Below are 25,276 nucleotides of genomic sequence, written 5' to 3'. Positions count from 1 at the left end.
GGTCCTGTCTTCGCGATTAACTGTTGCGCCGCCAAAAATCTCAGTTGTATGTTCGTTCAATAAGGGGGAGACACGGCAATGCCCACCACCCGAACGACCTTTCCGAACAAGGTGAAGGTCATCGAGAACATCTTCATCCCACTGGCCGACGGCACCCGTCTGGCCGCCAAGGTGTGGATGCCCGACGCGCCGGGCCGCTTTCCGGCGATCCTGGAATACCTCCCCTACCGCAAGCGCGACGGGACCCGCACCCGCGACCAGGGCATGCACGCCTATCTTGCCGGGCATGGCTACGTTTGTGTCCGCTTGGACATTCGCGGCAGCGGCGACAGCGACGGGCTGATCGACGACGAATATACCGTGCAAGAGCAGCTTGACGGGGTCGAGGCGATTGCCTGGATCGCCGCGCAGGACTGGTGCGACGGGCAGGTCGCGATGATCGGCATCAGCTGGGGCGGCTTCAACGGGCTTCAGATCGCGGCGCGCCAGCCGCCGGCGCTGAAGACGATCATCACCGTCGGCTCCACCGATGACCGCTACGCGACCGATATCCACTGGGTCGGCGGCTGCCTGTCCAAGGACAATTTCGACTGGGCCGCGACGATGATGGCCCATAACGACCTGCCCCCCGACCCCGCCATCGTGGGAGAACGCTGGCGCGAGATGTGGCAGGCCCGGATGGAACACCAGTATCCGTGGATCATACACTGGATGCGCCACCAGCGCCGCGACGACTACTGGAAACAGGGCTCAGTCTGCGAGGATTTCTCGAAGATCACCATCCCGGTCTACGCGGTCTCGGGCTGGGCAGACAATTATTCCGAAAGCGTGCCGCGCCTGTTGGCCGGGCTCTCGGGGCCGCGGCTGGGGCTGGTCGGCCCCTGGGCGCATTCCTTCCCTTACGATGCCGCGGTCAAGCCTGATATCGGCTGGCTGCAGGAGGTGCTGCGCTGGTGCGATCACTGGATGAAGGGCCGCGCCACCGGCATCATGGACGAACCGATGTACCGCGTCTGGATGCAGGACAGCGTGCCGCCGCAGACCTGCTACCTTGAGCGGCCCGGCCGCTGGGTGGGCGAAGACAGCTGGCCCAGCCCGCGGATCGAGATGCGGCAAATGTCGCTCAATCCCCACGGCACGCTGGGCGGCGCGCCCGGCACCGGCAAGGCCGCGATCTGTTCGCCGCTTTGGGTGGGCGCAGGAGCGGGCGAGGTTGGCCGCTATGGCGAAGATGCCGAATGGGCGGGCGACCAGCGCGAGGATGATGGCGGCAGCCTTGTCTTTGTCACCGAACCTCTGACCGAAGCCGTCGAGATTCTCGGCGCGCCACTGATCAAGCTGACCTTTTCGTCGGACAAGCCGCAGGCGCTTGTCGCGGCGCGGCTGAACGACGTGATGCCCGATGGCCGCTCTACCCGCGTGGGCATCGGCCTGCTGAACCTTACCCATCGCGACAGCCACGAACACGCCACAGCGCTGGAGCCCGGCAAGACCTATACCGCCACGGTCGAGATGGACGACATCGCCCATCACTTCCCCGCCGGTCACCGCATTGCCGTGTCGCTGTCCACCACCTACTGGCCCATCGCCTGGCCCTCGCCGGAACTGGCTACGCTGACGGTGCACCTGGGCGCCTCGCACCTTGTGCTGCCGGTGCGCCCGCCGCGCGCCGAGGATGCCGCGCTGCGCGAATTCGACCCGTCCGAAGAAGCGCAGGACACCCCCTCTATCAGCCACCCCTCCCCCGAGCTGCACCCGCGCCGCGTGGTGCGCGACCTGCTGTCGGGCAAGATCACCGTGGACTTTCCGCGCTGGACCTATGTCAAGGAAATGCCAGACATTTCCCAAACCCATGCCTCGACCGGCGTGGCCCGGTTCGAGATCATCGACGGCGATCCGCTCAGCGCCGTGACCTACACCGACAACAAGGTCGAGATCCGCCGCCCCGATGCCACGATCACGCATCACTCCAAGGGGTCGATGTCCTGCGACGCCACCCACTTCATCATCGACATGGAGCTGGTCCTGCACGAGGACGGCAAGCAGGTTTTCGCGAAATCCTGGCACGAAAGGATCCCGCGTGAAATGGTCTGAGGCCCCCGGATGCTAGGCTATGCCATCAAGCGGATCGCACTGGCGCTGCTGATCCTGGTGGTCGTGATGCTGGGCATGTTCGCGATGGTCTTCGTGATCCCGGGCGATCCGGCCTCGATTGCCCTTGGCCCACGGGCGACGCCCGAACTCAAGGCGCTGTTGATCCAGCGGATGGGACTGGACCAGCCTCTGCTGAGCCAGATCTGGCACTTCTTCCGGGCCGCGGCCACCGGCGATCTGGGTATCGATGTCTGGTCAAAACGCCCGGTGCTGGACGTCATCCTTGAGGTCTTTCCGCAAACCCTGCTGCTGGGCGTCGTCTCGTTGGGCTGGGCGGTGGTGCTGGGGATCGCCCTTGGCTGCCTTGCGGTGATCTGGCGCGATACCTTCATCGACCGACTGCTGGGGGTGCTTTCGGTCAGCATGATTTCGGTCCCGTCCTTCGTGATCGCGCTTTACTCGCTGCTGATCTTCGCGGTCTGGCTGGGCTGGCTGCCCGCCATCGGCGCAGGCCAGAAGGGCGACTGGGCCAGCCAGGCCCGGGCGCTGATCCTGCCCTCCTTCGCCATCGGCGTCACCTGGATCGGCTATATCGCGCGGCTGGTGCGCGCCTCGATGCTTGAGGTGATGGGGGCCAACCACATCCGCACCGCCCGCGCCTTCGGCCTGCCGGAAACCGTGGTGGTGCTGAAATACGCGTTGCGCATTGCCATCGTGCCGACCATCGCGATCGTCGCCATCGGCGCCGGCTCGATCCTGTCGAGCGCCGTTTTCGTGGAAACCGTGTTCTCGCGCCCGGGCATCGGCACACTGATCACCGGAGCAGTGGAAAAGCGCAACTATCCCGTCGTGATGGGCACGGTCCTGTTCATGACCGCCTTCTACCTTGTCGTCGTCACCGCCGCCGATCTTCTGATCGCGCGGCTGGATCCAAGGGTGCGCGATGTCCTTCGCGGCTGAGGAGATCACCGAAGAGTTGCCCCCACCCGGCCGAAGCGCGCTGGGCCAGTTGCTGCGTGATCCGATGGGCATGACCGGCGCGATTCTTGTCATCACGTTCATCATTCTGGCCATCTTCGCGCCGCTGCTCGCCCCCTACGACCCGATCCACATCGACGTCCGCCACAAGTTCCAGCCACCCAACCTCGCCCACTGGGCCGGGACCGACCAGCTAGGCCGCGACATGCTGTCGAGGCTGATCTGGGGCGCGCGCGTGGCGCTGGGCATCTCGATGACCGCGACCGGCATCGCGGGCGTGCTGGGGCTGCTGCTGGGCCTTGTCGCGGGGTTCGGGCCGCGCTGGCTGGATGCGGTGCTGGTGCTGTTCTTCGACAGCTTCTCATCGCTGCCGATGATCATGTTCGCGCTGGCCGTCATCACTGTGCTGGGGCCGGGCATCCCGACGCTGATCCTCGTCATCGTGCTGGTCTCGGTGCCGGGCTATGGCCGGCTGATCCGGGCGCAGACGCTGGCGCTGAAGGGCGCCGACTACATCCAGGCGGAACGCACCATCGGGGCATCGTCGGCCCGGATCATCCTGCGGCACCTGCTGCCCAACGTGGTGGGGCCGCTGGTGATCCTGCTGAGCATGGATATTCCCGTGGTCATCATGCTGGAGGCCGGGCTGAGTTACCTCAACCTTGGCGTCGGGCCGCCCACGCCGTCATGGGGCAATATCCTGTATGACGGTTACACCTCATTGCGCTCGGCCCCCTACATGGTCATTGCCGCCGGCATTCCGCTGGTCCTCTGCACGCTCGGTTTTACGTTTTTAGGCGAAGGTTTACGCGACGCTCTTGATCCAAAGCTTAAACTCAGGGCGGCCCGATGAGCGCGCTTTTGGAGGTGGATGACCTGTCTGTCGCCTACCGGGCCGAAGGTGGCGACGTAGCTGCGCTGCGCGGGGTCAGCCTGACCGCCCAAGCGGGCGAAGTGATCGGAATCGTCGGCGAAAGCGGCTGTGGCAAGTCCACCCTCGCCGCGGCCCTGATCGCCCTGCTTGATGCCAATGCCGATGTCACGGCGGGCGAAGTGCGGCTGAACGGCCGTGATATCCTGTCCCTTCACGAAGACGCCCGGCGCAAGCTGCGCGGGCGCGACATCGCGATGATATTTCAGGACCCGATGACCGCCTTCAGCCCCGTGCTGACGATGGGGGACCAGATCATCGACTTTCAACAGCATACCGGGCTGTCGCGGGCGGCACGCCGCGAACGCGCGCGCCAGATGCTGCTGAAGGTCGGGATCGCTGACGCCGATCTCTGCCTGCGCCGCTATCCCCATGAATTGTCTGGCGGCATGCGCCAGCGCGCTGCCGTTGCCGCCGCCTTGATGGCCAACCCGGCGCTTCTGGTGGCCGACGAACCGACGACCGCGCTGGATGTCACGATGGAGGCGCAGATCATCCACCTGCTGCGCTCGCTCAGGACCGAGATCAACGGCGCGATCGTGATCGTGACCCACCACCTCGGCGTCATCGGCGAGCTGTGTGACCGGGTCTACGTGATGTACGCGGGCCAGGTGGTGGAAGAGGCTCCGGTCGACGACCTCTACCACGCGCCGCGCCACCCCTATACTCGCGCGCTGATCGCCTGTGACCCCGGCGCGATCGCGACACGACAGGGCGTCTTGCCCACGATTCCCGGCCGCCCGCCCGACCTTGCCGCGCCGCCACCGGGATGCAGCTTTGCCCCCCGCTGCCCGCAGGCTGATGCGACCTGCCGCAGCACGGCGCCGCCCCGCGTCCGCGTTTCTGACCGGCAGGCCGCGCTCTGCCACAAGGTGGTGCCATGACCGCGGTCTTCGACATCGAAGCGCTGCAGGTGGACCTGCCGCTGGGCGGTGCGCTGTGGCCGCGTCTGATTGGCAAGGCCGCGCCTCGCTTGAACATCTTGTCCGACATCACCCTCAGCATCGCGTCGGGAGAAAGCCTTGGGCTTGTCGGCGAAAGCGGCTCCGGCAAAACCACGCTGGCACGGGCCATGCTGGGGCTGATGCCGGCAAGTTCCGGCACGATGCGTTTCGAGGGCGCTCCGCTTGGCAGCCGCGCCAGTTTCACCGCGCTGCGCCGACAAACCGCGCTGATGTTCCAGGACCCGGTCGCCTCGCTCAGCCCGCGGATGCGGGTGGGTGCGCTGGTGACAGAACCCTTCGTCATTCATCGCGAACCAATGGGCAACCGCCGCGAAAGGGCGCGCGAACTGCTGGAAACGGTGGGCCTGCCCGCCGCCATCGCCGAACGATTCCCGCACGAGTTATCCGGCGGCCAGGCGCGGCGGGTCTGCGTGGCGCGGGCACTGGCCCTGACGCCCCGGCTGGTGCTTGCCGACGAACCGACGGCGGGGCTGGATGTATCGGTGCAGGGCGAGGTGCTCAACCTGATGAGCGGGCTGCGCGACCGGCTGAACCTCAGCTTCATGATCATCAGCCATAACCTTGCCATGGTGCGCCACGTCACCGACCGGATCGCCATCATGTACCTTGGGCGGCTGGTGGAATCAGGGCCAACGGCACAGGTTTTTGCCAATCCCCGGCACCCCTACACCGCCAGCCTGATCGCGGCAGAGCCACACCCCGACCCGCGCCGCCGCCGCGACGATCTGGCCATCAAGGGTGAAATCCCCAGCCTTCTGCAACGCCCTGCTGGGTGCGAGTTTCATACCCGCTGCCCGCGCGCCACCGACCGCTGCCGCGTCGAACCGCCCGCCCTGCGCGCGATCGCGCCGGGGTGGCAGGCGCGCTGCCATCTTGCCGAACCCGAACCGACCTGAAGACCAACAAAAGGAGAGACGACATGGAGTGGAGAACTGACAGACGTGGCCTGCTCAAGGCCGGGGGCGCCGCCATTGCGACGCTCGCATTGGGGCCGAAAATGGCATGGGCCGCGATGGGAGATACGCTGCGTATCCGGATGGCCGGCGATTACCAGGTGATCGACCCCTACGGCGAGATCGGAGAGCTGGACGACATCATCCCGCGCTGTACCACGGTGACGCTGGTCCGCGTGGGTGATATGCGCGACGGCAACCTGCTGAGCAACTACGCCGCCGAGAAGATCGACTGGGCCTCGCCTACCTCGATTGCCTTCACGCTGCGCAACAACCTGACCTGGACCAACGGCTTTGGCCCGGTCACCACGGCAGACGTGAAATACAGCTTCGAACGCATCGCCGGGTCCGACAGCGCATGGGCCTACCAGTTCGAACAGCTTGATCATGTCGAGATCGTCGATGACCTGAACGGCATCCTGCACCTTAAAGAGGCTTACGCCCCCTTCATGGTCACCGCCCTGCCCTATTATGCCGGGCACATCGTGTGCAAGAAGGCGGTCGAGGCGGCCGGGGGCAGTTTCACCACCAAGGCCCCGGCGGAATGCGGCCCCTACCTCTTTGACTCGTGGGAGCAAAACCAGAAGGTCACGCTGAAGGCAAACCCCGACTGGAAGGGCGAGCCGGTGACGTTCCAGACCATCGAGTTCTTCATCGTGCCCGACGATCAGGCAGCACTTCTGGCCTACGAGGCCGACAGCTTTGATTTCACGCGGATCGGGGTGACCGGCCTGCGCAGCATCAAGAACGCTCTGCCCGCCGACACCACCCTGATCGAGGCGCCATCGACAACCTATACCTGGCTGACGATCAACCAGAACGCCGAACCGCTGAAGGACCTGCGGGTGCGGCAGGCCATCCAGTATGCCTATGACAGCGATGCGGTGCTGGAAGGCGCCTATGACGGTGCTGTCGGGCGGTCGGCCGGGGTGATCCAGCCGACGTCGCGTTTCGCACGCGCCAAAAACATCATCGACAAACGGGACGTGGCCAAGGCCAAGGAACTGCTGAAAGAGGCCGGGGCCGAGGGGCTGACGCTCACCCTGATCGCGCTCAACGATTCCCAGTCGCAGACCGTGGCGCAGATCATTCAGGCCAGCCTCGGTGAGGCCGGGATCACCATCAACATCCAGTCGACCGACGAGGCCGCCTACTGGTCGGTCGGCGACAAGACCGCCGGCGACGGCTACAAGTCGATCGAACTGGTGCTGATGTCGTTCGCTGGCGGGATCGAGCCCACCGAGAACCTCGTGTGGTTCCTGCCCGACCAGATCGGCGTCTACAACTGGTCGTTCTTCGACAGTCCCGAATATGCGGACCTCTACAAGAAGGTGCAGCTTGAGACCGACGACGCCAAGCGCAAGGTAATGTTCAACCGGATGGAAGACCTGATGGAAGAGTCAGGTGATTTCGTCTTCATCTGCTTCGAGCCCTACCTCGCGGTCCACAAGTCCGATCTCAAACCGGTGATCCTCGCCGACGGTCATCCCGACCCGACCCGCTTCACCAAGGTCTAAGAATGGGGCAGCCGCCGGTCTTCCCGGCGGCTGCACCCTCGGCCTGTCGACATCGGGACGTTTCAACGTAAAATTGCGCATGGCATCTACTCCCGAACGCGCACCGCGCTATCGCCGCCTGAAACCCGACGACCGGCGGGAGATGCTGATCGCGGCAGGATTGGCATGCCTCAAGGACGGCGGCCTTCTGGCCTTCACGATTGACCGGATCACCGCCGAGGCCGAGGTCTCGCGCGGGCTGATCACGCATCACTTCGGCTCCAAGGACGGGCTGCTGGTTGCGGTCTACCGCCAGATGTACGACCGGCTGCTGGACACCGTGCTGGCGGCCGAATCAGCGACCGACCTCGCCGCCCTGATCGACGCTGTTTTGTCCGAAGACCTCTTTGCGCCCGGTGCGCTGCGGGCGTGGCTTGCACTCTGGAGCGAGATTGGCAGCAATCCTGCGCTGATGGCGGTGCATCGCGAGCATTACACGCGCTACCGCACGAGCGTGGCCAGCGTGATTGCCACCGTCGCGCGCGCGCGCGGCCGAAAGATCGATGCCGAGGCGCTGGCGGTCACGCTGATCGCATTGGTGGATGGTCTCTGGCTTGAACGCAGCCTTGACCCCGAGGGCCTCAGCGGCCCGGCCGCGCGGGCCGCCTGCACCGAATTCCTTGCCGCCCGTCTGGGCCCTGTCGACTGAGACAGCCGTGCGGCGTGGCGTGGTGCGCCAGACACAAGTCGCCAGGCAAAAGTCCGGCGCCCGAGGTCAGCCAAACAGGCTCGTGATCAACGGTGCGGGCCAAGTTTGCGGCACCAACCGATCAAAGACCAGATAGATGATCGCCAAGACGGCCAAGGCCGCGATCACGGCCCGCAGCGGCCTGCGCGACGGCGTTGCCAGCAGCGTCAGCAGCACGAAGAGGAATGGGCCGGCAAGATGGCCAAATCCGAGTATCAGCGCCCCCAGCAAGACGGCCATTGCGACCAGTCGCTGGTTTGGCCGCCCCGCCATCGACTGGTTTGGTGCGGAGCTGACAGAGCTTCCCTCGGCCAAAGCCGCGCCCTTGACGCGACGCGCTACCTTTTCACTGATCCATATGCCGCCGCCAATCAGCACCGCCGCGGCGCCGGCGACCCGGGGAAACAAAGCCGCGGCAAAAGGCAGGTTCCAGCTTCCCAGCACCATCGCCGCCGCCACGACCGTCAGTGCCCCGGTCAACCAGATGTCTCGACTGATCGGCGAGGACATGACAGCCGCACCTACCTTGGTCATGTCATTTCGCGCTGGCATCAGCCGCCGCAACAAGCCCGCCAAGGTCATCGCCAGTATCACTACGACGAATGGCTGCGACAGCCACGTCCAGCCAGAGATCTGGTAGGTGAGAACCGAGAACCGTTCCAGATTCGGCCCCAGAATGAACCCCAGCGCAAAGGCCGGACGCGACCAGCCCGCGCTCTTGAACAAGATGCCCAGCACGCCGAACCCGAACAAGACCGCGAGATCGAGCGGGCTCTTGTTGGTGTCGAATGCACCAAGCAGGACAAAGACCAGTGCAAGCGGCACCAACAGGCGTGCCGGAACCAAAGCGATTCGCGCCAGAAGTGGCGTCAGACCAAGGCAGATGGCCGCACCCAGCAGATTGGCCAGCGCGATCGACAGGATCATCGTCACGAGCAGGACCGCGTCCGTGTCCAACATCCGTGGCCCCGGCGTCAGACCATGGATCGAAAATGCGCCAAGCAGGATCGCCATCGTCGCCGAGCCCGGAATCCCGAAGGCCAGCGTGGGCAGCAATGCACCACCCTCCTTGGCGTTGTTCGCGCTTTCCGGGCCGATCACACCACGCACATTGCCATGGCCGAATGCTGGACCCGGGCCCGGCTTTCGTGCGGCACTGCCATAGGCGATCCATTCGATGACCATCACGCCGACGCCCGGCACCGCCCCCAGAAGTGACCCCAGCGCGCTGGAGCGCAGGACCAGCGGCCAGTTGCGCAGCGCGGCACGCGCGCCCCTGCCCAACCCTCCCGGCTCGGGCTGGGCCTGCCCGCGCAGGATCTTCCCTCGCCCCATCAATGCGCCAAGTTCCGACAGGCCAAACAGCCCCAGAAAGACGATTGGCGTGGGAAAACCGCCCCAGAGATAAAGCGCGCCGAAGGTATACCGCTCGACCCCCTCATAAGGATCAAGGCCGACCAGCGAGACAAGCACGCCCATCAGTGCCGCCAGCAAACCCTTGACCTGGCTGCCACCAGACAACATCGCCACCAGCGTCATGCCAAAAATGGTGATTGCCAGAAGGTCACCGTAGTTGAGGAACAATACCAACGGACGCATGACAGGCAGCGCCATCGCCAAAAGCGCCGCGCCAAACAACCCACCGATCAATGACGCCGTATAGGCCGCGCCCAACGCCTCTGCTGCGCGCCCCTGTTTGGCCATCTCGTGCCCGTCGATCACGGTGGCTGCCGCCCCCACCGTACCCGGCACGCCCAGCAGCACCGCCGGAACCGTGTCCGACGTCGTCGTGACCGACGACATCCCCAACAAAAGTGCAAAAGCCGAAACCGGATCTAGCGTATAGGTCAGCGGCACCAGAACGGTCAGGCCGAACACGCCGCCGATGCCGGGAATAACCCCGATCGTCAGCCCAAGAAGGACCCCCAATACAAGCATCGCCAAGCGCAAAGGCTCGGCCAGTTCGAACAGGGCTGACACGAGCACGTGCACTCTGCGCAGCCCCGCGCGCTAACGCACGTAGTCGCGCGCGCGGGCTTGCACGTCTGCCGGCGCTGCCAGAAAGCCCGCGATCTTCGCCTCCACCGTCGCACCGTCAGTGATCACGATCCCGGTCTTTCGCCGGGCATTCTCGGCGATGAAGGCCGGGTCGGACGCAACGGCAACAAAGGCATTGCGCAGCGTCTGAACGACCGCGGGTGGGGTCGCGGGCGGCGCAATGATTGGATGATGTACACTGCTGGATGCAAAGACCAGCGCCAGCGCTGCCCGCGCCGCAGGATCCGGGGCGAAATCCAGCGCAAAGGCCGGGCCCTCCATCTCGCCCTGCGGGCTCAACGCAAGTTCGGCCACCACGTTGATACGCTCCGCGAAGTCACCCTGCGAGATCGTGTCCAACCCGATCCCGCAGCGTGCCTGTATGTCGCCTCGCTCCATCGCAAGGTCAATTTCGTTGGCGCCCTGAAAGCCTGTGACGATCTGGAACTTGCCGTTCAGCGCCGCCCGGATCGCTGCAGGAAACGTGTAGGTTGTGCTGCTGCGGCCGGTACTGCCGACCTTGGCATCGGGTGAATCCAGCAGCTGCCGAAAGGTGGTGATCCCCGACCGCTTCGAGGTGACGCAGTAGGAGGCATGGTCAGACAGGCTCGCGATGTAATGCACCTTGCGCGGATCGAAATCGGTGTTGTCAGGATCGAATACCGGGGCCAGCGCAAGGGCCGAACTGATGGTCGCCAAGTGGGTCCCGTCAACCGTCGGGTCGGTCATCATCTGCCGCGCCAAGACCAGCGATCCGGCTCCGGGCACGTTTTCCACGATCACGTCAGGCTTGCCGGGAAGGTACTTGCCCAGATATTCGGCGACCAGCCGGGCGTTCAGGTCATAGGATCCGCCCGGCGAATAACCAACCTGAAGGGTCACAAGGCCATCGGCGGAAGCAACAGACCCAAGCCCAACGGCCAGTCCGATCGCCAGCAAGGCTCGTTTCAACATCGTTGTCCTCCCTCGGTCAGTCGGTCTTCTGCAGTATGTTGTTTTCGCGCTCCCGGTGAGCTGCCGCGAAGATGTCGCCAAGCCGCCGCCGGTCAACTTTGCCCGCCGGGGTGGTCGCAAAGTCATCTACCACACCGATCTGCAACGGATAGGTCGGCCCCAGCAGATGCTGCATCCGCAAGCCAAAAGCGCGCAGGTCAAATCCCGCACCCACCTCCACTGCCAGTCCGACATGCTCTGTCCCGCCACCTGCCGGGACGGCAAAGGCGACGGCCCGGCGTATGCCCTGCTGATCCATCGCCAGGTCCTCAAAAAATGATGGCGCGTGTTTGGATCCGCCAATGTTGAGAAGCTCGGACTTGCGCCCGGTCAACCTCAGCCTGCCGTCGGCAAGCAACTGACCGATATCCCCCGTCGCAACCCAGCCATCTTCATCGCAAACCGGGCTTCCGCCGGGAAAGTTCAGAACCTGAATTTCAGGCGGGACGCGGATCATGATCTCGCCTCCGGTCCGCGGATCGGCCGGCATGCCCGTTGCCTGCACAAACTTCACTTCCATGTCATCGGCGACCCGACCGACCACGCCAGACTGATCTGGCGACCGTGTCACTTGAAACCGGGCAATTCCGCTCGTCTCGCTGCTTCCATAGGTGTTGAACACCGCGCATCCCACCAGTGCCTCAGCGCGCGCTGCCGTCTTGGGATCCAGCGCGCCCCCACCAACCACGATCCGTTGCAATGGCAGTGGGCCTTGGTCAGCCTCAACTGCGGCCAGCAACTGGTTGAAATTGAATGGCGAAAGATATGCATCCGTAACGCCCAATGCGCGAATGTCGCGCAGGCTTTCAGCGGGTGTCGCGCGGGTCGGCACTGCTGCGACCCCCGCCAACAGGCAACGTAGAAAATGATTGAACCCGGGCGATGAAGCGGGGCGATAGCCGATCAGGCTGGGCCCCGCCGGCGCACCGCGTCGATCATCGGCCCGCGTGAGCCTCGCCAACAGGGTGGCCCCCGTCATCAGGCGCAGTTTCGGCAGCCCGGTTGTTCCTGAACTGCTGGAAACCAGCGCACCGGCACCGGAGATCGGGATTGGCCGGGCCGGCGGCCTAATCCAGCCGGGTTCGACCGTTACATCGCGCGCATCATAGATGGCCTCTGGCGGCGCATCTTGAAATCCCCATGCAGGCTCCAGCCCGAACTTGCTCGCGATCGCACTTCGGCGTCCGTTGATCAACGTAGCGCCGAGACGCAACAGCGCCAACCGAAGGATATTGCCTGCCGTCGCGTCTGCCATATCGATCGCCACCAGATCTCCGGCCTTTACGCCGGCATCCTGCGCGCTTGCAGCAAATGACAGCACCGCGGCGAACAGACTGCGATAAGAAATCGCCTCGGCGGTCACGTCATGCACGGCAACCCGGTCAGCGAATTGCCGGCACCGCGCCTCGACCACTGCTGAAAAATGCTCGGTCACGTGCAAGCCTGTTGGTCTGACATCAGGGCATGCTAGAACCCCTCTACAATGAAGTGAACCCGTCCATTGCAACGGGACGGGCCCCGGCCAAGGAACCACCTGTCCATGCAAGCCGACGCCAGCCTGATCGCAACATTCGCCCGGATCGCCGCCGATCGGCCCGAACAGATTGCCCTGATCACCGCCCAAAGCCAGATGTCATATGGCGACATCATCGATCTGGTTCATCTGCTTGATGTCGAGTTGTCCTCGCGTGGCGTCAAACCGGGTCAGACACTGATCCTTGATACCTCACGGGCAGAGCTTTGCACTGCCTTCGCCCTGCTGCTCAGCCTGCGCGGGTTCAGCGTCGCCTATAGCAGCCTGCGCGTGGCGCTGGCAGTCGGACTTGATTTTGACCGCGCCATCGTTCTGCAACCAACCGACCTTGCCAACCCGGACCGGCAGATCGTCATCGGGCCCGAGATGTTCCAGACTCTGGGCACACTGCCACGGCCCGATTACACCACACACAAGGCGGGCAAGGGCGGCGTCTTCATCACGCAGACCTCCGGTTCGACCGGCACACCGAAGTTTGTTCTGAGCACAGAGGCCGAGCGACTGAGGACCGTCGCAAGCAGCGCGGGCTTTGTGGAAACCTCGATGCGCGGGCGCCGGTTTGCCACCACGCTCTTGCCCAATACCAGCCGGGCCATCAGCGCGGGGTTGTCGGTCCTGCTGTCGGGGGGCAGCGTGATGATGCTGGGCGACGAGCGCGACAAGATACTGCCTTACGTCGACCTTTACCGGGTTGATGCCCTCTCGACGACACCATCTGTACTGGCGCAGATCCTGACCATGCCAAACGCGTCACAGTTCCTGACCTCGCTTCGCGACATTCGTGTTGGAGGGGCGCTGGCAGCCGGGCACCTGCTTGCGGCCTTCGAGCGGATCTGTCCGGCCCGCATTCACGTCAGCTACGGCGCGGCCGAGATCGGGACGATGCTGGCCTATGTCCATGACCCCGCAAACCCCGCACCCAGTGGCTTTCTCGGCCACCCTGTGCGGCAGGACCTCGAAATCGGGTTCTACGATCCCGACTTCGTTCTACTTCCGGACGCGACCGAAGGGATTGCGGGCTTTCGGATGACGGACCCCGCGATGCTACGCCGCTATTTCGGTGCGGCGGGTGATGGAGACGACAGCGGTCTGCGCGGCGACGTCTTTTTTCCCGGCGACATCCTGCGCCGGGATAACGATGGCTATCACTACATTGGCCGGATCAAGAACATCGTGAATTTCAGCGGCAACAAGTTTTCGCTTGAGAACATCGCCGCGCGACTTGGCGCGGCACATCCTAAGGCGCGTTTTGCGCTGCTCATCGAAACCGATGCGCATGGGCTGGAGCGGCTGGTTCTGGTCTGCGCGCGCGCCGGCACGATCGCCGCAGATACTGCACAAGCCGTCCTTGCACCGCTGTTTCCGGGTCTGGTGATCACGCGCATGGTGCAAGTGGACCAGTTGCCCCTCACCGCATCCGGCAAGGTCGATACCGAGGCGCTGCGGGCTCAGATCGTGACCCCGGAACCCTGACCTTGCCTAGTATGACGAAAACGGCCGGGGAGATCCCCCGGCCGATGCTTTCGTCCCAGACGTATGCCAGATGGTCAGAACCGCATCCCGACACGGACAGAGACGGTCGTAAGGTCGCCGGGCGTCACAAGGGAGGAGATGTCGGAGTTATACTTCATCATCCGCCGGGTCACATCGAAACCAAACGTCGCGCGATCACCAAGGCCCATTTCAAAACCAACGCCGACATTGGTGCCGTGGATCGACCCGCTCGCCGAGTATGAGCTGTCAACGTAGCTTGCCTGCCCAAACGATGCGCCGAGCGCGCCATAGACAAAGGTACTGCCAAAAACCCGGCCGGCACGCGCCCGCAGGTCTAGCAGATCGGAAACCGCGAATTCACCATAAGCGGATGTGTCGGTCTTGAACCCGTTCGTATAAGCGACCTCACCACCAAATACCCAGTCGCCCATGGCCATGTTGTAGCCAGCAAAAGCTCCGCCAGGCATGCCGGTATAGGCATAGGTCCCCCCGTATTTAAAGTCGGCAGTGCCTGACGGCGCACCGAAGGACAACCCGGCATAGGGACCAGTCCAGGTTTGCGCCTGCACCTGATCTGCCGCCGACATCAGGCCACCGACCGACAACGCGGCGGTCCCGAAGTACATCATGTCCTTCACGATATTTTCCGACATAACAGCGCCTCCTCGAAACTTTTGGCAGTCGTCAGCAATTACAACTTTCGTTTAACACGGCACGAATTGTCCGTCCAACGACAATCAGGTAGTCCAGTCGGTGGTCCTTCCGGGGTGGAACCCAAGGGCCACAGTTTCGCGGCGCCGGGCACGGGCGGCCTGAACCATGGCAACGCAAGCCTGCCGGTCGGGTTTTCCCGTCGGGGTCCTGGGTGGTCGGTCAACCTGCAAAAAACGCTCTGGAACGGCCGGCTTTCCGGCCAGCCGCATGAGCGCAATCCGCACCTCACCCAGCACGTCGGGTGCCGCATATTCGGGTGAAATCGCTACCATCGCACTTAGCCTGTCCGGCTGTCCTTCGCGTGGCAGCATAAAGCAGATCGCATCCTCTATCCCCGCGACTGACTGCATCGTGTGGTCCAGCAGCACCGCGTTCAGCTTCACGCCGCCCAGATTGAACTGGTCATTGACGCGACCCGTCACTTCGAAGTCGCCATGCTCGGTCCAGCGGCCGAGATCGCCCGGATAAAACCAACCGTCGCGAAAGGCCGCAGCGCTGGCCGCCGGGGCGTCAATGTAGCCGCTGGCAAGATGCGCATTGCTGATACGCACGATGCCTTCTGCCCCCACGGGAAGTGGCCGGTCCTCGCCATCCACAATCTGCACCAGCGCGTTATTGACGACCGTCTGCCGCCGGATCGTACCATCTTCGGCCAACGTGTGGTTGACCGCGAGGCAGTTGAATCCCTCGGTCGAGCCATAGCCGTTTGCCACCACTTCAAACGACCGCAGAAGGTGGCGCACCTGGCTTTCCGGCGCGGTGCCGCCCGACAACTGCACCAAGGGCAGACGGTCCGGCAAGACGCGCGCGCCCAGCACCGCCTCGATCTGGCGGGGCGAACCGAACACCAGATCGACCTTTTGCGCCACCCACCGATCCGGATCGATGCTGGTCACAATCTGCCCACCGGCGACAAGACAACTGATTGCCCGTGACAGGAACGGACCTGTGCCAAAGGGAAACAAACCAGCGATGCGCACACCGGGACGGGCGAACCTGCGAAAGTTCTCCTGATTGCGCAAACTGACCACCCGAGGGCTCAGCCCCACAAGTTTGGGCGTTCCCGTCGTCCCTGATGTCTTGCCAATCATCCAGATATCGTCTGGGCTGCCATAACCGGGAAAAACAGGCGGCTCAGTCGTCTGGGCACCCTTTGGCGGCTGGCCCCATCGCGCATCAACCAAGACTGAGCCACTTAGCTGTGTTGCCGGGTCCGGATCGGTATCGAGGGCGAGCGTTACACCCGCGCGGCGCATCAGGTCAGTGTTGGCATCACCATTAATCCAGCGGGCGCCAAGAAGAGCCGTGGCAAACAGACCGGCCAACACCACGACCAGATCGTCCGAGCGCAATGCGACCGTGCTGTTCCACCCGACGCCAAGACGGCGCATGTGCCGTGCCATACTAATACTGGCCGAAGCAAGCTCGCCATGGCTGATCGCACCGTCTTCGACAAGAATGGCCGGTTCGCTCGGGCGCTGTGAGGCACTCTTCAGGTAGGCGCCCCCGACGTTGAAATCCTGTTCCAAGCTTCCCCCCGACACCGCAGTCTTGCCCGACGGCCGGCATTCCAAGGCGTAATGTTCAGACCGGGTCAGGTCTACCCCCGGCACCGCAGATCGGATGCGTTGGCGCTCAGCGCAATGATTTGAGAAACGTCGTTGTGAGTGAATGATCTCAAGGCCGTCCCGGCCTTTTCAAGTGAGAGACGCCCAACGAGGGTGGACGCCAACCTGCCTCTGCCCCGCCCGTAGCCGATCTTGGATATCAGCCCCGGTTACAGCCTTACTGCAAGGGATCAGGTGCAGCAGTCAGAGTTACACCAACCGGCCTAAACTGTCGCCTTCCCGAGATGAGGCGGCTCACTCGATCGATCAATGTCTTGCCGCGATGCCAATTGCATCTCCAGCCACGGACGGCCTTCAGCATGGAAATGCGCGACAATACGTCCGGCAATCGAGGCCAGCAGCGGATTTCGCATGAGCCGGACTTCTACCTCCAAGGCCTTGAGCTGGCTGTCGACGGTATCGGCCTTGGCGAGATTCGGCATCAGGTGGCCAAGCGCGCCCCAAAGATCGGCTGACACCTCGCGATGGCCAGCTTCAACCTGCCAACGCAGGAGATCCGGATCCAGCAACGCCCAATTGGACCGGGCGGCCACCACAGTTCCAGATCGCCGCTTCACGACAAGCACGCCCTTCGCTTCAAGACGCTTGATTGCTTCACGCAGGGCAGTCCGGCTGACCTCGAATTGCTTGCACAAGTCAGCCTCGACAGGAAAGCCCGCCCCCTCGGTCAACCCGTCGCGCAGAACGAAAAGAAACAGGTTGCGCGTCAGGTTGGAGCCCCCCTCCGTGGGGCCGACGGCGTTACGTGTCGACACGGCCCAGTCTTCGACAACCTGAGGACGACTTGAGGGGCGCGGAATCGGATCTGGGCGGCGATAAACGGTCATGAGCCTCGGGTAGTCCAAAATATCATATCTTTCAAGTCTGAGCTTGCGAGGTTCCTTTATTCATCCTACCATTGAGGTGCATTCTCACCTCAAACCATGCAGCGCAGGTCAAAATGACGACAATCCTTTGCTACGGCGACTCCAACACATGGGGGTGCCCACCCTACGCCTCGATGGCGCAGGCCCCCGATCGGATTCCACATCACCGGCGCTGGCCGAATACCATGGCCAAGGCCATGCCCAAGCCGACTTGGGTTGTCGAGGAAGGCCTGCCCGGACGAACCACGGCGTTTGATGACCCCATCGAAGGCCAGCACAAGAACGGGACTCACGGGATCGTCACGGCGCTTGAAAGCCATGCCCCGATGGATCTTATCATCATCCTGCTGGGAACGAACGACTTCAAAGAGCAGTTCGGGAACAGCTCGTTCACATCGGCACGTGGAATATTGACTTTGATTCAAGCCATTAAGGGGCACTTTGCCTTGGTGGCTAAGGGGCCGGAAATCCTGATTGTGACGCCGCCGACGATCACGGCGGCGGCGGAGCCTGCAATATGGGACGGGGCGCACAAGCGAGCGGAAGATCACGCCTACTACATCGCCCAGGTTGCCGAACGAACGGGCTGCTTCCACTTCGATTCCAACTCCGTCATCCAGGTCGGCGCCGATGGCGTGCACATCGATGCCGCCGCGCACGAAACTCTCGGACGAGCCCTGGCGGTGGAGGCAGCTGCCATTCTGAGGATGGCCAGCACAATCTAGTTGCGAACTTAAGATAATACGTATTATCTTTGAGGCAGACGGTGATGGAGGAATCACCTTCTGGAAACCGGGGCTCCACTCGCCCCACAGGGGAGGAGAATTACATGATGAGATCAAACAGGACGTGGTCAGGGCATACCCTTCGCGCTGCCCTGCTGGGTGGTGCGCTCGCGGCACTTTCAGCAACCGGCGCATGGGCCGATCAGCCCTTTATTCTGGAGGTCGGCGGGCCGCTTTCCGACCCGTTCTTCAGCACCTTCAAGCGCGGCGGGGATGATGCCGCCGCCGCAGAGGGGGTCAGATTCGAATTCACCGCACCAAACGGCTTCGACAACCTCTCTCAGGACCTCGCCAAGCTGATCGAGGTCGGCATCACGAGAAAGCCCGACGCGATGGTCATCGGCGACTTCATCCCTGATGCCGAGGACCCCGGGATCAAGGCGGCAGTTGCTGCCGGCATCGTGGTCGTCATCGTGAACACCGGAGCCGACTCGTGGGAGGACGACGGTGCCATCGCGTTCGTCGGACAGGACGAAGCCCTCGCCGGCCGTGAAGCCGCCCGTGCCTTCCTTGCTGCCGGCGTGAAGAACGCGGTTTGCGTCAATCACGTCCCCGGCAACCCCGGCACCCAAGCGCGATGTGATGGCATGGTCGCTGCGATGACCGAGGCGGGCGCGAAGGGAACTGCTTTCAACCTGCCCTACTCCGACTCGGGCAACCCTCAGCAGGTCAAACAGGCCATCATGGGCACCTTGACAGCTGACTCCACGATTGATGGCGTGTTCACGCTCGGATCGGGCATCGCCGAGCAGGCCATGCAGGCCGTCGCCTCGGCCGGTCTTGGCGGCAATGTGCAGGTCGGAACCACGGACATTTCGACGAACACCCTCAACGCGGTGAAATCGGGCGATCTGCTGTTCGACATCGACCAGCAACCGTATCTGCAGGGCTACTATGGCGTGTTGATCGCGGCCCAGAGGCTCAAATACGGGCTTCAGCCGATCGGCATGATCAAGACAGGTCCAATGGTGATCGACAAGACCAACGTCGATGCCGTGCTGGAAGCGCAAAAGCTCGGGGTGCGGGGCGCCGGCTGAGCTTGAAGAATGGGTCATTGGGCCGCGCCAACTTTTGGAGTGGCCCAATGCACCCAAAAAACGGACCATGGGATGGCGAAGTACAATCCCGGTCGAGCGCGCGCAGTCCTCGGCCGGCAAGGATTTCCTGACCGCTAGACCAACCCGTATCCCATCCAACGAAGGCAATGACGACTAAATGCTGAGCAGACTCACAAGACTATCGCGCAGACCAGAGTTCGGAGCCCTCATCGGCGTCATAACGGTCTACCTGTTCTTTGCCATTGCAACTCATGGCAACGGATTCGTCACGGTTGCTGGCACCGCCGGCTGGTTGAACACCGCATCTGAACTGGGCATCGTGGCCATCCCCGTCGCCATGCTGATGATCGCCGGAGAATTCGACCTCTCAATCGGTTCGGTCATCGGCGCGACGTCGATCCTCCTCGCGATCGGGCATAGCACCTACCATGTGCCGATCGAGATCATGATACTGGCGGCGCTGCTGATGGGTGTTGGTGTTGGCCTGTTCAACGGTATCGTGACCACCCGAACCCGCCTGCCATCGTTCATCGTGACCTTGGTCAGCCTGCTCTCACTCTCGGGAGCGGCGCTCGGGCTGTCACGGATGTTGGCCGGAACGCCAAACGTTTCACTCCGGGTCGATGGTTACATCAAGCAGGTTTTCGCGTCCCATTTGGGCAACGCCAACATCTCGATTGCCTGGTGGCTGGCGATATCTGCCGTTGCCTGGTGGGTGCTATCGCGCACGCGGGCTGGTAACTGGGTGCTGGCCACCGGCGGCGAAAAGAACGCCGCGCGAGAGGCCGGCGTGCCGACCGACCGGGTCAAGATAAGCCTTTTCGTCGCGACAGCACTGGGGGCTGTCCTCGTCGGAATCATCCAGACGCTGGAGTTCAACGGCGGTGAAGCGACCCGGGGCCAGGTCTATGTCTTCAACAGCATCATCGCGTCGGTCATCGGCGGTGTGTTTCTCCAAGGCGGCTATGGGTCGGCGTTCGGCGTCACGCTCGGGACGATGACCTACGGGATCGTGAGCCTTGGGATCTACTACACGGGCTGGAACGCCGACTGGGCGCAGCTTCTGCTCGGGATCCTGCTTCTGATCGCCGTGCTGGCCAACAACCTGTTTCAGAAGCTTGCGCTACGGGGCTGAAGGGAGTTTTCGGGTGAACAAAACCGTCATCGAGGCAAAGGGAATCTCGAAGTATTTCGCTGGCATCCCTGCCCTGCAGAACGTTTCCATTCAGGTGAAGACCGGCGAGGTTCTCTGCCTGTTGGGTGACAATGGCGCAGGCAAATCCACCCTTATCAAGATCCTTTCGGGTGTCTTCCGGCAATCGTCGGGAGAACTGCTTATCGATGGTGAGGTGGCTCACCTGCAGAACCCTGGAGACGCCAGATCACGCGGCATTGCAACGGTGCATCAATACGGCGGGACGGTGCCCCTCATCAGTGTCGCAAGAAACTTCTTCCTTGGTGCAGAGCCGACGCTTGGCAGGTGGCCATTTCGTCGGCTGGATACCGAACTGGCCAACCGGGTCGCCCTTGAGGAACTTCAGAAACTGGGCATCCGCCGCGTCATGGATGCCGGCCAACTGGTTGGCACCCTCTCCGGTGGTGAAAGGCAGGCGCTGGCGATCGCAAGGGCCGTCTACTTTGGCGCTCGCGTGCTCATTCTGGACGAACCGACATCGGCACTCGGCGTCAAGGAAGCCAGCACCGTGCTTCGCCTGATCAAGCAGGTGAGCGAGCGGGGAACATCGGTAATCCTCATAACGCACAATGCCCATCACGCCCTAACGGTTGGCGACAGTTTTGCAGTCCTTATTCAGGGTGAGATCGCGGCAACCTTCTCACGGGGTGAAAAGAGCAAACTGGAGGTATTGAACCTCATGGCGGGCGGAGAAGAGATAGAGGCCCTTCAGGCAGAGCTTGAGGCCAGTTAGGATCAACACTCACTGGGCGTTGGTTTGCTGCTGACCACAAGTCGCATGGATGCCGTCATTTGCGCCGGAGTTTCTTCTTCGGCGTCTACGTGATTTGCGGGTCGGGATCACCGTGACCGCCCCCAGTTAGGCCGTGCCGTTTCAATCCTGCCCGAGGTCAGGAAAGGGCAGACCAAGCGCACGCCAATGGCCGGCCATCGCGGCGACGGCTTGGTCACCCTTCTCCTGCCACATCGGGTATTCGGCGGCCTTGGTGTGAATCATCACCGGTTCGGGCGCGTCCGTGTTGTCGAGGCGCACACGGAAATCTCGCACGACGCCTTCGAGGCTGTCCTTGCCATAGGGCACCAGCCGGATCTCGGAGCGATCGCCGAGGAATAAACCCGAGGTTGCCATCCGGCCGTAAAAACTGCTCCAGCTTGCGCAAATGGCGTCGAAATAGCTCAACTGCGTGATCTCGGGCATCGTCCAACCCAGAAGCATCAGGTCATTAAGGACCCAGCGTTCAATCGCGCTGCGCGGCTGCATGGCGGGAAACATGTGGTCTGCCGGCATACCGCCGCTTTTTTCCGCCACCGAGATTGCGGTGGGCAGCGGGTGCCGCAGCGTGACAAAATAGTCCGCCCGACCCTGCCCCAACAACATCTTGAAGCTGCCGCCCCAGTTGATGATTTTGTGGAATTTCTTCGGCGAGAACCACAGGCCCGAGGCATGGCGCGGCGTCTTGAGCTGGTAATAGAGGTTCGAGACGACGAGGAACTCCGCCACCTGAAACATCGCGGCCTGCAGGTGGTAATAGGGCCTGTCGCCTTCAATGTCGTACCAGATCTCGCGCAGTTCGGGAAAACCGTCATGCGCCAGCGCCTCGGACACGCGGGTATGATCCAGACCGATGCTGCGCAGCAATTCCTTGGTCAGGTAACTGCCGCCCGATCGCGGGTAACCGATGACGAAAGCAAAACGGATATGCTGGATGTAATTGCGGACCAGCATGAAGTCGCCGGACAGGATGGCCACGGCAAGGTGCAGCACGTCGTTGACGGCCCGCTTGCTTAGCGGCGTCTCGAATAGGGTTTCGTCGAATTGCGGCAGTTCCACCGGGTTATGCAAGAAATCGGTGGTTTGCGCGGCCCAATCGTAGGAACCGTCGGTCCAGTCCGAGAACCGCTCGTTCAGTTCGGCGATGATGCCAAGGAACCAGCCTGACGGCTGGAAACGCAGAGAAATGTTGAACGCGACCACGCGCGGCCCCCCGTTGCCCCTGCTGGGCGGCTAGAACGTCATCTGTGCACCCAGCCACAGCTGGGTTCCGGCGTCGAGGTTCTGGGCACCCACCGCCGCGACAACCGCTGCGTTGAACTGCCACGGCCCCTGCGCGTAGTCCAGTGCCACGCCAACGGCGCCAGCAGACTGGCGGTTGGGGTCGGTTGACCCCGAGGCCGGCGTATGATCGACCCAGACCTCACCCGCTTGCGCAATCAAGGCTCCCGACAGCGTTCCGGTGCCGGGATGGGCAAACGCGCGCTCCAGCCGCAACCGCAACAGCGCCCCGGCATCCCCGCCGCCATCGCCGACCGCCACGCTCATCACCGCATCCGGCCCACCAAGGTAGAATTTCTGCGAACTGTCGAGATTGCGCGTTGCGATCTGGCCGCTCAGATCGGCAGAGAAGGTCAGCGCCGTGCCCAGTGGCTGGGTCCGTGACAGCAGGAAGCGCAAGGTTTGGAACCGCCCGGCCGTGTTCAGCCCGGCGGCATCCGCGGTCAGCGCCGCATCGGGCGAAATCGCCAGATCACCAAAACTGAGCGCCACGCGGCCCGAAGTCACAGCACCGCCCTGACCACTGGCCGCGCCACTCAACGTGATCTGCCCCAGCGTGATGTTCTGCCGGCTCCAGGTATCGGTCGCGCCGACGGTTTGGGTCGAGCGGTTGCGCGACAGGTCAAACCGCAGGTCCAGCCGCTTGCCGGTCTGCAGCACCAACGGGTAGCTGAGGCTCAGGCCCGCCTGCGTGGAGGTTCCGCTTTCGTCAAGATTGGCGAAGTCTTCGCCAAGCGTATAGTGCGTCGCGCTGGCATAGGCACCAAGGCGCAGCCCGTTGCCAAGATCAGGCGAACTCGCCCGCAGCCCGGCCGCCGTCATGCCGCCGGTCGTCGAAGACAGGGCGTTGGCACCCAGACTGCTGCCCTGCCCGAAGGGATCGTTCGCGGCAACGTCGATCCGGCCGAGAACCTTGCCGGTATAGCGGTTGCCATGATTGTCGAGCGAGACCATGCCGCTCAGAACCGGCAGATCGGTTCGTTCCAGCTCCAGTGCGCTGGTGCCGGGGCTGCCGCCTGCGACAAGCACGCCGCGGACCTGAACACCCGGCGTCTCCTGCAACAGCAAAAGCCCACGTTCAAGCGGGGCCTGCGCCACCGGATCGCCGACCTTGACGCCCATCGTCCCGACCGTCCGCGCCGCATCAAGGCGTGAGGTACCTGTCGCCGTCACACGATCGTAACGCGGCTCGACCACCGCGATATGGATAACCCCGTTCGCAACCGTCTGCGCAGGCAGGTAGGCGAAGGCCACCGGATATCCCGCGGCATGATAGGCCTCGCCAATTCGGCTCACCAGCGCATTGAGCTGATCGAGTGTCAGGCTCTGCCCTTCGGCAGAGGCAACAGCTGTGTGCAGGCTTTCTGGCGAAAGCAGCGTCGCACCGTCGATGACGAGATGCGAAACCGGGATCTGCACGCTGTTGTCCCTTGCCTGCGCAGCGGGGGCTGGCAGGCTGAAGACAGTACCCGGCACGCTGGGCGTCGACGTAACGGGGGCCGTCTGTTGCAGCACCGCGCCCGGTGACGGGGCCGTCTGCGCCACGGCCCCTCCCGCCATCAGCATTATCCATCCTGCCAGCGCCGCCTGCTCGGCAACCCGGCGGCCCGGTCTCACGCTTGTTTTCGTGTCGCTCATTCGCCTGTCCCGCAGGGGTGCCACGCCCCCCGTCATTGTCCCTGATCCGCCGGGCAAGAGGCCGATCCGGGCGTCCCGCTCACCCCGCCGCACAAAATGTTCAGCGCGGCATCCGCCGGCCCGCCCGGCCCTGTCAAACCGTTGGTCTGCGGATCCTGCGGCAGGCCAGTCAGCGCATTTATTCCGGCCTGACCAGTTTGCGAATTGGACGGTTGCGGCAGGATGGTGCCAAAGCCAGTGGCGCTGCCCGGCAGCAGGTAATCGGCCGGATCGGTGCCGCCAACGCCGCTGAAATCGGACGCCCCCAGCGTCGCCGTGACGACGATCCCGGTGCCAACTGTGATCTGCGCGTAGGTGCCGGCCGTCTGCGTCACCGTCAGGACATCCCCCGAGGCGAGATTGCCAAGGGTGAAGTCATCCGGCACCAGCGTTGCCGCACTGGTCTGGTCGAAGGTCTTGGTCGGCGTCCCGGTGATGCTGACGTCAAGCGCGCGCTGCGACACGTCGTAATCACCCGCAACGCTGCCGACGCGGTAGTTGCCTGCATCCCCACCCGACAGGCCCGACACGTTCTCGATGCCGGTGTAGCTGCCCGCGTGCAGATGCCCACCCGGGCTTTCGTTCCCCGTCGTGTCGACGTCCACCGTGCCATCGACCGTGTCGCCCGAGACGACGTTGGTGAAGCTCACCGCCCCCGGCACCAGCGTCTCGCCGTAAGTCGACGACCCCGTCGCGATGGTCCCGGTCAGCGAAAGCTTGGCGACATCGTAGTCGCCCGAGATCGTGCCGATGCTGTAGTTACCGGCATCCGCCCCGGTCAGGGCCGAGACACTCTCGATGCCCGTGTAGCTGCCGGCCTTGAGGTTGCTGCTCCCCGACAGGTTCCCCGTCGTGTCCACGGCCACCGTACCATCGACCGTGTCGCCCGAGACGAGGTTGGCAAAGCTCACCGCCCCCGGCGCCAGCGTCTCGCCATAGGTCGACGACCCCGTCGCGATGGACCCGGTCAGCGCCAGCTTCGCGACCTCGTAATCGCCCGAGATCGTGCCGATGCTGTAGTTACCGGCATCTGCCCCGGTCAGGGCCGAGACACTCTCGATGCCCGTGTAGCTGCCG

The 25,276-nt window shown here is 63.4% G+C and carries 21 protein-coding genes; 12 read left to right on the top strand and 9 right to left on the bottom strand.

Annotated features, from left to right (window positions below; genetic code table 11):
* The first annotated feature begins 78 nt into the window (after positions 1–78).
* The 7 genes from GC146_RS11725 (at position 79) to GC146_RS11695 (ending at position 8,126) form a co-directional block, all read left to right on the top strand.
* Positions 79–2,094, top strand: coding sequence for a CocE/NonD family hydrolase (locus GC146_RS11725; protein ID WP_291838621.1), 2,016 nt, complete (start codon positions 79–81; stop codon positions 2,092–2,094).
* Positions 2,095–2,103: 9 nt separating this feature from the next.
* Positions 2,104–3,054, top strand: a complete 951-nt coding sequence (locus tag GC146_RS11720) for an ABC transporter permease (protein ID WP_291838618.1) — start codon at positions 2,104–2,106, stop codon at positions 3,052–3,054.
* Positions 3,038–3,925, top strand: a complete 888-nt coding sequence (locus GC146_RS11715; RefSeq protein ID WP_291838615.1) for an ABC transporter permease — start codon at positions 3,038–3,040, stop codon at positions 3,923–3,925. Before GC146_RS11720 ends, GC146_RS11715 begins: the two co-directional genes overlap by 17 nt.
* Complete coding sequence (locus GC146_RS11710) at positions 3,922–4,887, top strand: ABC transporter ATP-binding protein (RefSeq protein WP_291838612.1); 966 nt, start codon at positions 3,922–3,924, stop codon at positions 4,885–4,887. The genes GC146_RS11715 and GC146_RS11710 overlap by 4 nt, the downstream gene beginning before the upstream one ends.
* The gene (locus GC146_RS11705) at positions 4,884–5,864 is read left to right on the top strand and encodes an ABC transporter ATP-binding protein (RefSeq protein ID WP_291838609.1); all 981 of its coding nucleotides are present in this window, start codon (positions 4,884–4,886) and stop codon (positions 5,862–5,864) included. The genes GC146_RS11710 and GC146_RS11705 overlap by 4 nt, the downstream gene beginning before the upstream one ends.
* 23 nt (positions 5,865–5,887) lie before the next feature.
* Positions 5,888–7,438, top strand: coding sequence for an ABC transporter substrate-binding protein (locus GC146_RS11700; protein ID WP_291838605.1), 1,551 nt, complete (start codon positions 5,888–5,890; stop codon positions 7,436–7,438).
* Positions 7,439–7,517: 79 nt separating this feature from the next.
* On the top strand, positions 7,518–8,126 hold the full coding sequence (locus GC146_RS11695; protein WP_291838602.1) for a TetR family transcriptional regulator C-terminal domain-containing protein: 609 nt from the start codon (positions 7,518–7,520) through the stop codon (positions 8,124–8,126).
* A gap of 66 nt (positions 8,127–8,192) precedes the next feature.
* Here GC146_RS11695 and GC146_RS11690 read toward each other — a convergent pair whose 3' ends face one another.
* From GC146_RS11690 to GC146_RS11680, 3 genes are read right to left on the bottom strand one after another with little or no spacing between them, the layout of a single operon-like run.
* On the bottom strand, positions 8,193–10,151 hold the full coding sequence (locus GC146_RS11690) for a tripartite tricarboxylate transporter permease (protein ID WP_291838599.1): 1,959 nt from the start codon (positions 10,149–10,151) through the stop codon (positions 8,193–8,195).
* A gap of 24 nt (positions 10,152–10,175) precedes the next feature.
* Positions 10,176–11,156 (bottom strand): tripartite tricarboxylate transporter substrate-binding protein, encoded by a 981-nt coding sequence (locus GC146_RS11685; protein WP_291838596.1) that lies wholly within the window; start codon positions 11,154–11,156, stop codon positions 10,176–10,178.
* 16 nt (positions 11,157–11,172) lie between these two features.
* Complete coding sequence (locus tag GC146_RS11680) at positions 11,173–12,630, bottom strand: class I adenylate-forming enzyme family protein (RefSeq protein WP_291838594.1); 1,458 nt, start codon at positions 12,628–12,630, stop codon at positions 11,173–11,175.
* A 105-nt stretch (positions 12,631–12,735) separates the two neighbouring features.
* On the opposite strand from GC146_RS11680, the gene GC146_RS11675 reads away from it, so the two are divergent.
* The gene (locus tag GC146_RS11675) at positions 12,736–14,202 is read left to right on the top strand and encodes a class I adenylate-forming enzyme family protein (protein ID WP_291838592.1); all 1,467 of its coding nucleotides are present in this window, start codon (positions 12,736–12,738) and stop codon (positions 14,200–14,202) included.
* A gap of 74 nt (positions 14,203–14,276) precedes the next feature.
* On the opposite strand, the gene GC146_RS11670 is transcribed toward GC146_RS11675, so the two are convergent.
* The 3 genes from GC146_RS11670 to GC146_RS11660 form a co-directional block, all read right to left on the bottom strand.
* Positions 14,277–14,876: an outer membrane beta-barrel protein gene (locus tag GC146_RS11670; protein ID WP_291838589.1), complete on the bottom strand. Its 600-nt coding sequence runs from the start codon at positions 14,874–14,876 to the stop codon at positions 14,277–14,279.
* An 84-nt stretch (positions 14,877–14,960) separates the two neighbouring features.
* Positions 14,961–16,466, bottom strand: coding sequence for an AMP-binding protein (locus GC146_RS11665; protein WP_291838586.1), 1,506 nt, complete (start codon positions 16,464–16,466; stop codon positions 14,961–14,963).
* A gap of 302 nt (positions 16,467–16,768) precedes the next feature.
* On the bottom strand, positions 16,769–17,392 hold the full coding sequence (locus GC146_RS11660; protein WP_291838583.1) for a GntR family transcriptional regulator: 624 nt from the start codon (positions 17,390–17,392) through the stop codon (positions 16,769–16,771).
* Between the two features lie 113 nt (positions 17,393–17,505).
* Between GC146_RS11660 and GC146_RS11655 the strand changes: the two genes are divergently transcribed.
* The 4 genes from GC146_RS11655 to GC146_RS11640 all read left to right on the top strand — a co-directional run bounded on the left by GC146_RS11655 (position 17,506) and on the right by GC146_RS11640 (position 21,202).
* Positions 17,506–18,156: a GDSL-type esterase/lipase family protein gene (locus GC146_RS11655; protein WP_291838581.1), complete on the top strand. Its 651-nt coding sequence runs from the start codon at positions 17,506–17,508 to the stop codon at positions 18,154–18,156.
* 104 nt (positions 18,157–18,260) lie between these two features.
* The gene (locus GC146_RS11650) at positions 18,261–19,253 is read left to right on the top strand and encodes a substrate-binding domain-containing protein (protein ID WP_291838578.1); all 993 of its coding nucleotides are present in this window, start codon (positions 18,261–18,263) and stop codon (positions 19,251–19,253) included.
* Between the two features lie 178 nt (positions 19,254–19,431).
* Complete coding sequence (locus GC146_RS11645; protein ID WP_291838575.1) at positions 19,432–20,409, top strand: ABC transporter permease; 978 nt, start codon at positions 19,432–19,434, stop codon at positions 20,407–20,409.
* A 13-nt stretch (positions 20,410–20,422) separates the two neighbouring features.
* Positions 20,423–21,202: an ATP-binding cassette domain-containing protein gene (locus tag GC146_RS11640; protein WP_291838571.1), complete on the top strand. Its 780-nt coding sequence runs from the start codon at positions 20,423–20,425 to the stop codon at positions 21,200–21,202.
* 141 nt (positions 21,203–21,343) lie between these two features.
* Here GC146_RS11640 and GC146_RS11635 read toward each other — a convergent pair whose 3' ends face one another.
* The 3 genes from GC146_RS11635 to GC146_RS11625 form a co-directional block, all read right to left on the bottom strand.
* A complete protein-coding gene (locus GC146_RS11635) occupies positions 21,344–22,444 on the bottom strand; it encodes a hypothetical protein (protein ID WP_291838568.1) in 1,101 nt (366 codons plus the stop codon).
* 30 nt (positions 22,445–22,474) lie between these two features.
* Positions 22,475–24,160, bottom strand: a complete 1,686-nt coding sequence (locus tag GC146_RS11630) for a POTRA domain-containing protein (protein ID WP_291838565.1) — start codon at positions 24,158–24,160, stop codon at positions 22,475–22,477.
* 32 nt (positions 24,161–24,192) lie between these two features.
* Positions 24,193–25,276, bottom strand: a 1,084-nt coding sequence (locus GC146_RS11625; RefSeq protein WP_291838562.1) for a YDG domain-containing protein, incomplete at its 5' end; no start/stop codon positions are given.

This window comes from Limimaricola sp., assembly GCF_016125575.1.
Taxonomy (GTDB): Bacteria; Pseudomonadota; Alphaproteobacteria; order Rhodobacterales; family Rhodobacteraceae; genus WGLM01.
Note: the sequence above shows the minus strand (reverse complement) of the source record. Positions and strands in the feature narration are given on the sequence as shown.

Excerpts from the sequence above, each read along its gene's own strand:
- GC146_RS11725 (WP_291838621.1), top strand. The coding sequence starts at position 79 with ATGCCCACCACCCGAACGACCTTTCCGAACAAGGTGAAGGTCATCGAG.
- GC146_RS11695 (WP_291838602.1), top strand. The coding sequence starts at position 7,518 with ATGGCATCTACTCCCGAACGCGCACCGCGCTATCGCCGCCTGAAACCC.
- GC146_RS11685 (WP_291838596.1), bottom strand. The coding sequence starts at position 11,156 with ATGTTGAAACGAGCCTTGCTGGCGATCGGACTGGCCGTTGGGCTTGGG.
- GC146_RS11700 (WP_291838605.1), top strand. The coding sequence starts at position 5,888 with ATGGAGTGGAGAACTGACAGACGTGGCCTGCTCAAGGCCGGGGGCGCC.
- GC146_RS11715 (WP_291838615.1), top strand. The coding sequence starts at position 3,038 with ATGTCCTTCGCGGCTGAGGAGATCACCGAAGAGTTGCCCCCACCCGGC.
- GC146_RS11630 (WP_291838565.1), bottom strand. The coding sequence starts at position 24,160 with ATGAGCGACACGAAAACAAGCGTGAGACCGGGCCGCCGGGTTGCCGAG.
- GC146_RS11650 (WP_291838578.1), top strand. The coding sequence starts at position 18,261 with ATGATGAGATCAAACAGGACGTGGTCAGGGCATACCCTTCGCGCTGCC.
- GC146_RS11660 (WP_291838583.1), bottom strand. The coding sequence starts at position 17,392 with ATGACCGTTTATCGCCGCCCAGATCCGATTCCGCGCCCCTCAAGTCGT.
- GC146_RS11655 (WP_291838581.1), top strand. The coding sequence starts at position 17,506 with ATGACGACAATCCTTTGCTACGGCGACTCCAACACATGGGGGTGCCCA.
- GC146_RS11705 (WP_291838609.1), top strand. The coding sequence starts at position 4,884 with ATGACCGCGGTCTTCGACATCGAAGCGCTGCAGGTGGACCTGCCGCTG.
- GC146_RS11720 (WP_291838618.1), top strand. The coding sequence starts at position 2,104 with ATGCTAGGCTATGCCATCAAGCGGATCGCACTGGCGCTGCTGATCCTG.
- GC146_RS11710 (WP_291838612.1), top strand. The coding sequence starts at position 3,922 with ATGAGCGCGCTTTTGGAGGTGGATGACCTGTCTGTCGCCTACCGGGCC.
- GC146_RS11645 (WP_291838575.1), top strand. The coding sequence starts at position 19,432 with ATGCTGAGCAGACTCACAAGACTATCGCGCAGACCAGAGTTCGGAGCC.
- GC146_RS11670 (WP_291838589.1), bottom strand. The coding sequence starts at position 14,876 with ATGTCGGAAAATATCGTGAAGGACATGATGTACTTCGGGACCGCCGCG.
- GC146_RS11675 (WP_291838592.1), top strand. The coding sequence starts at position 12,736 with ATGCAAGCCGACGCCAGCCTGATCGCAACATTCGCCCGGATCGCCGCC.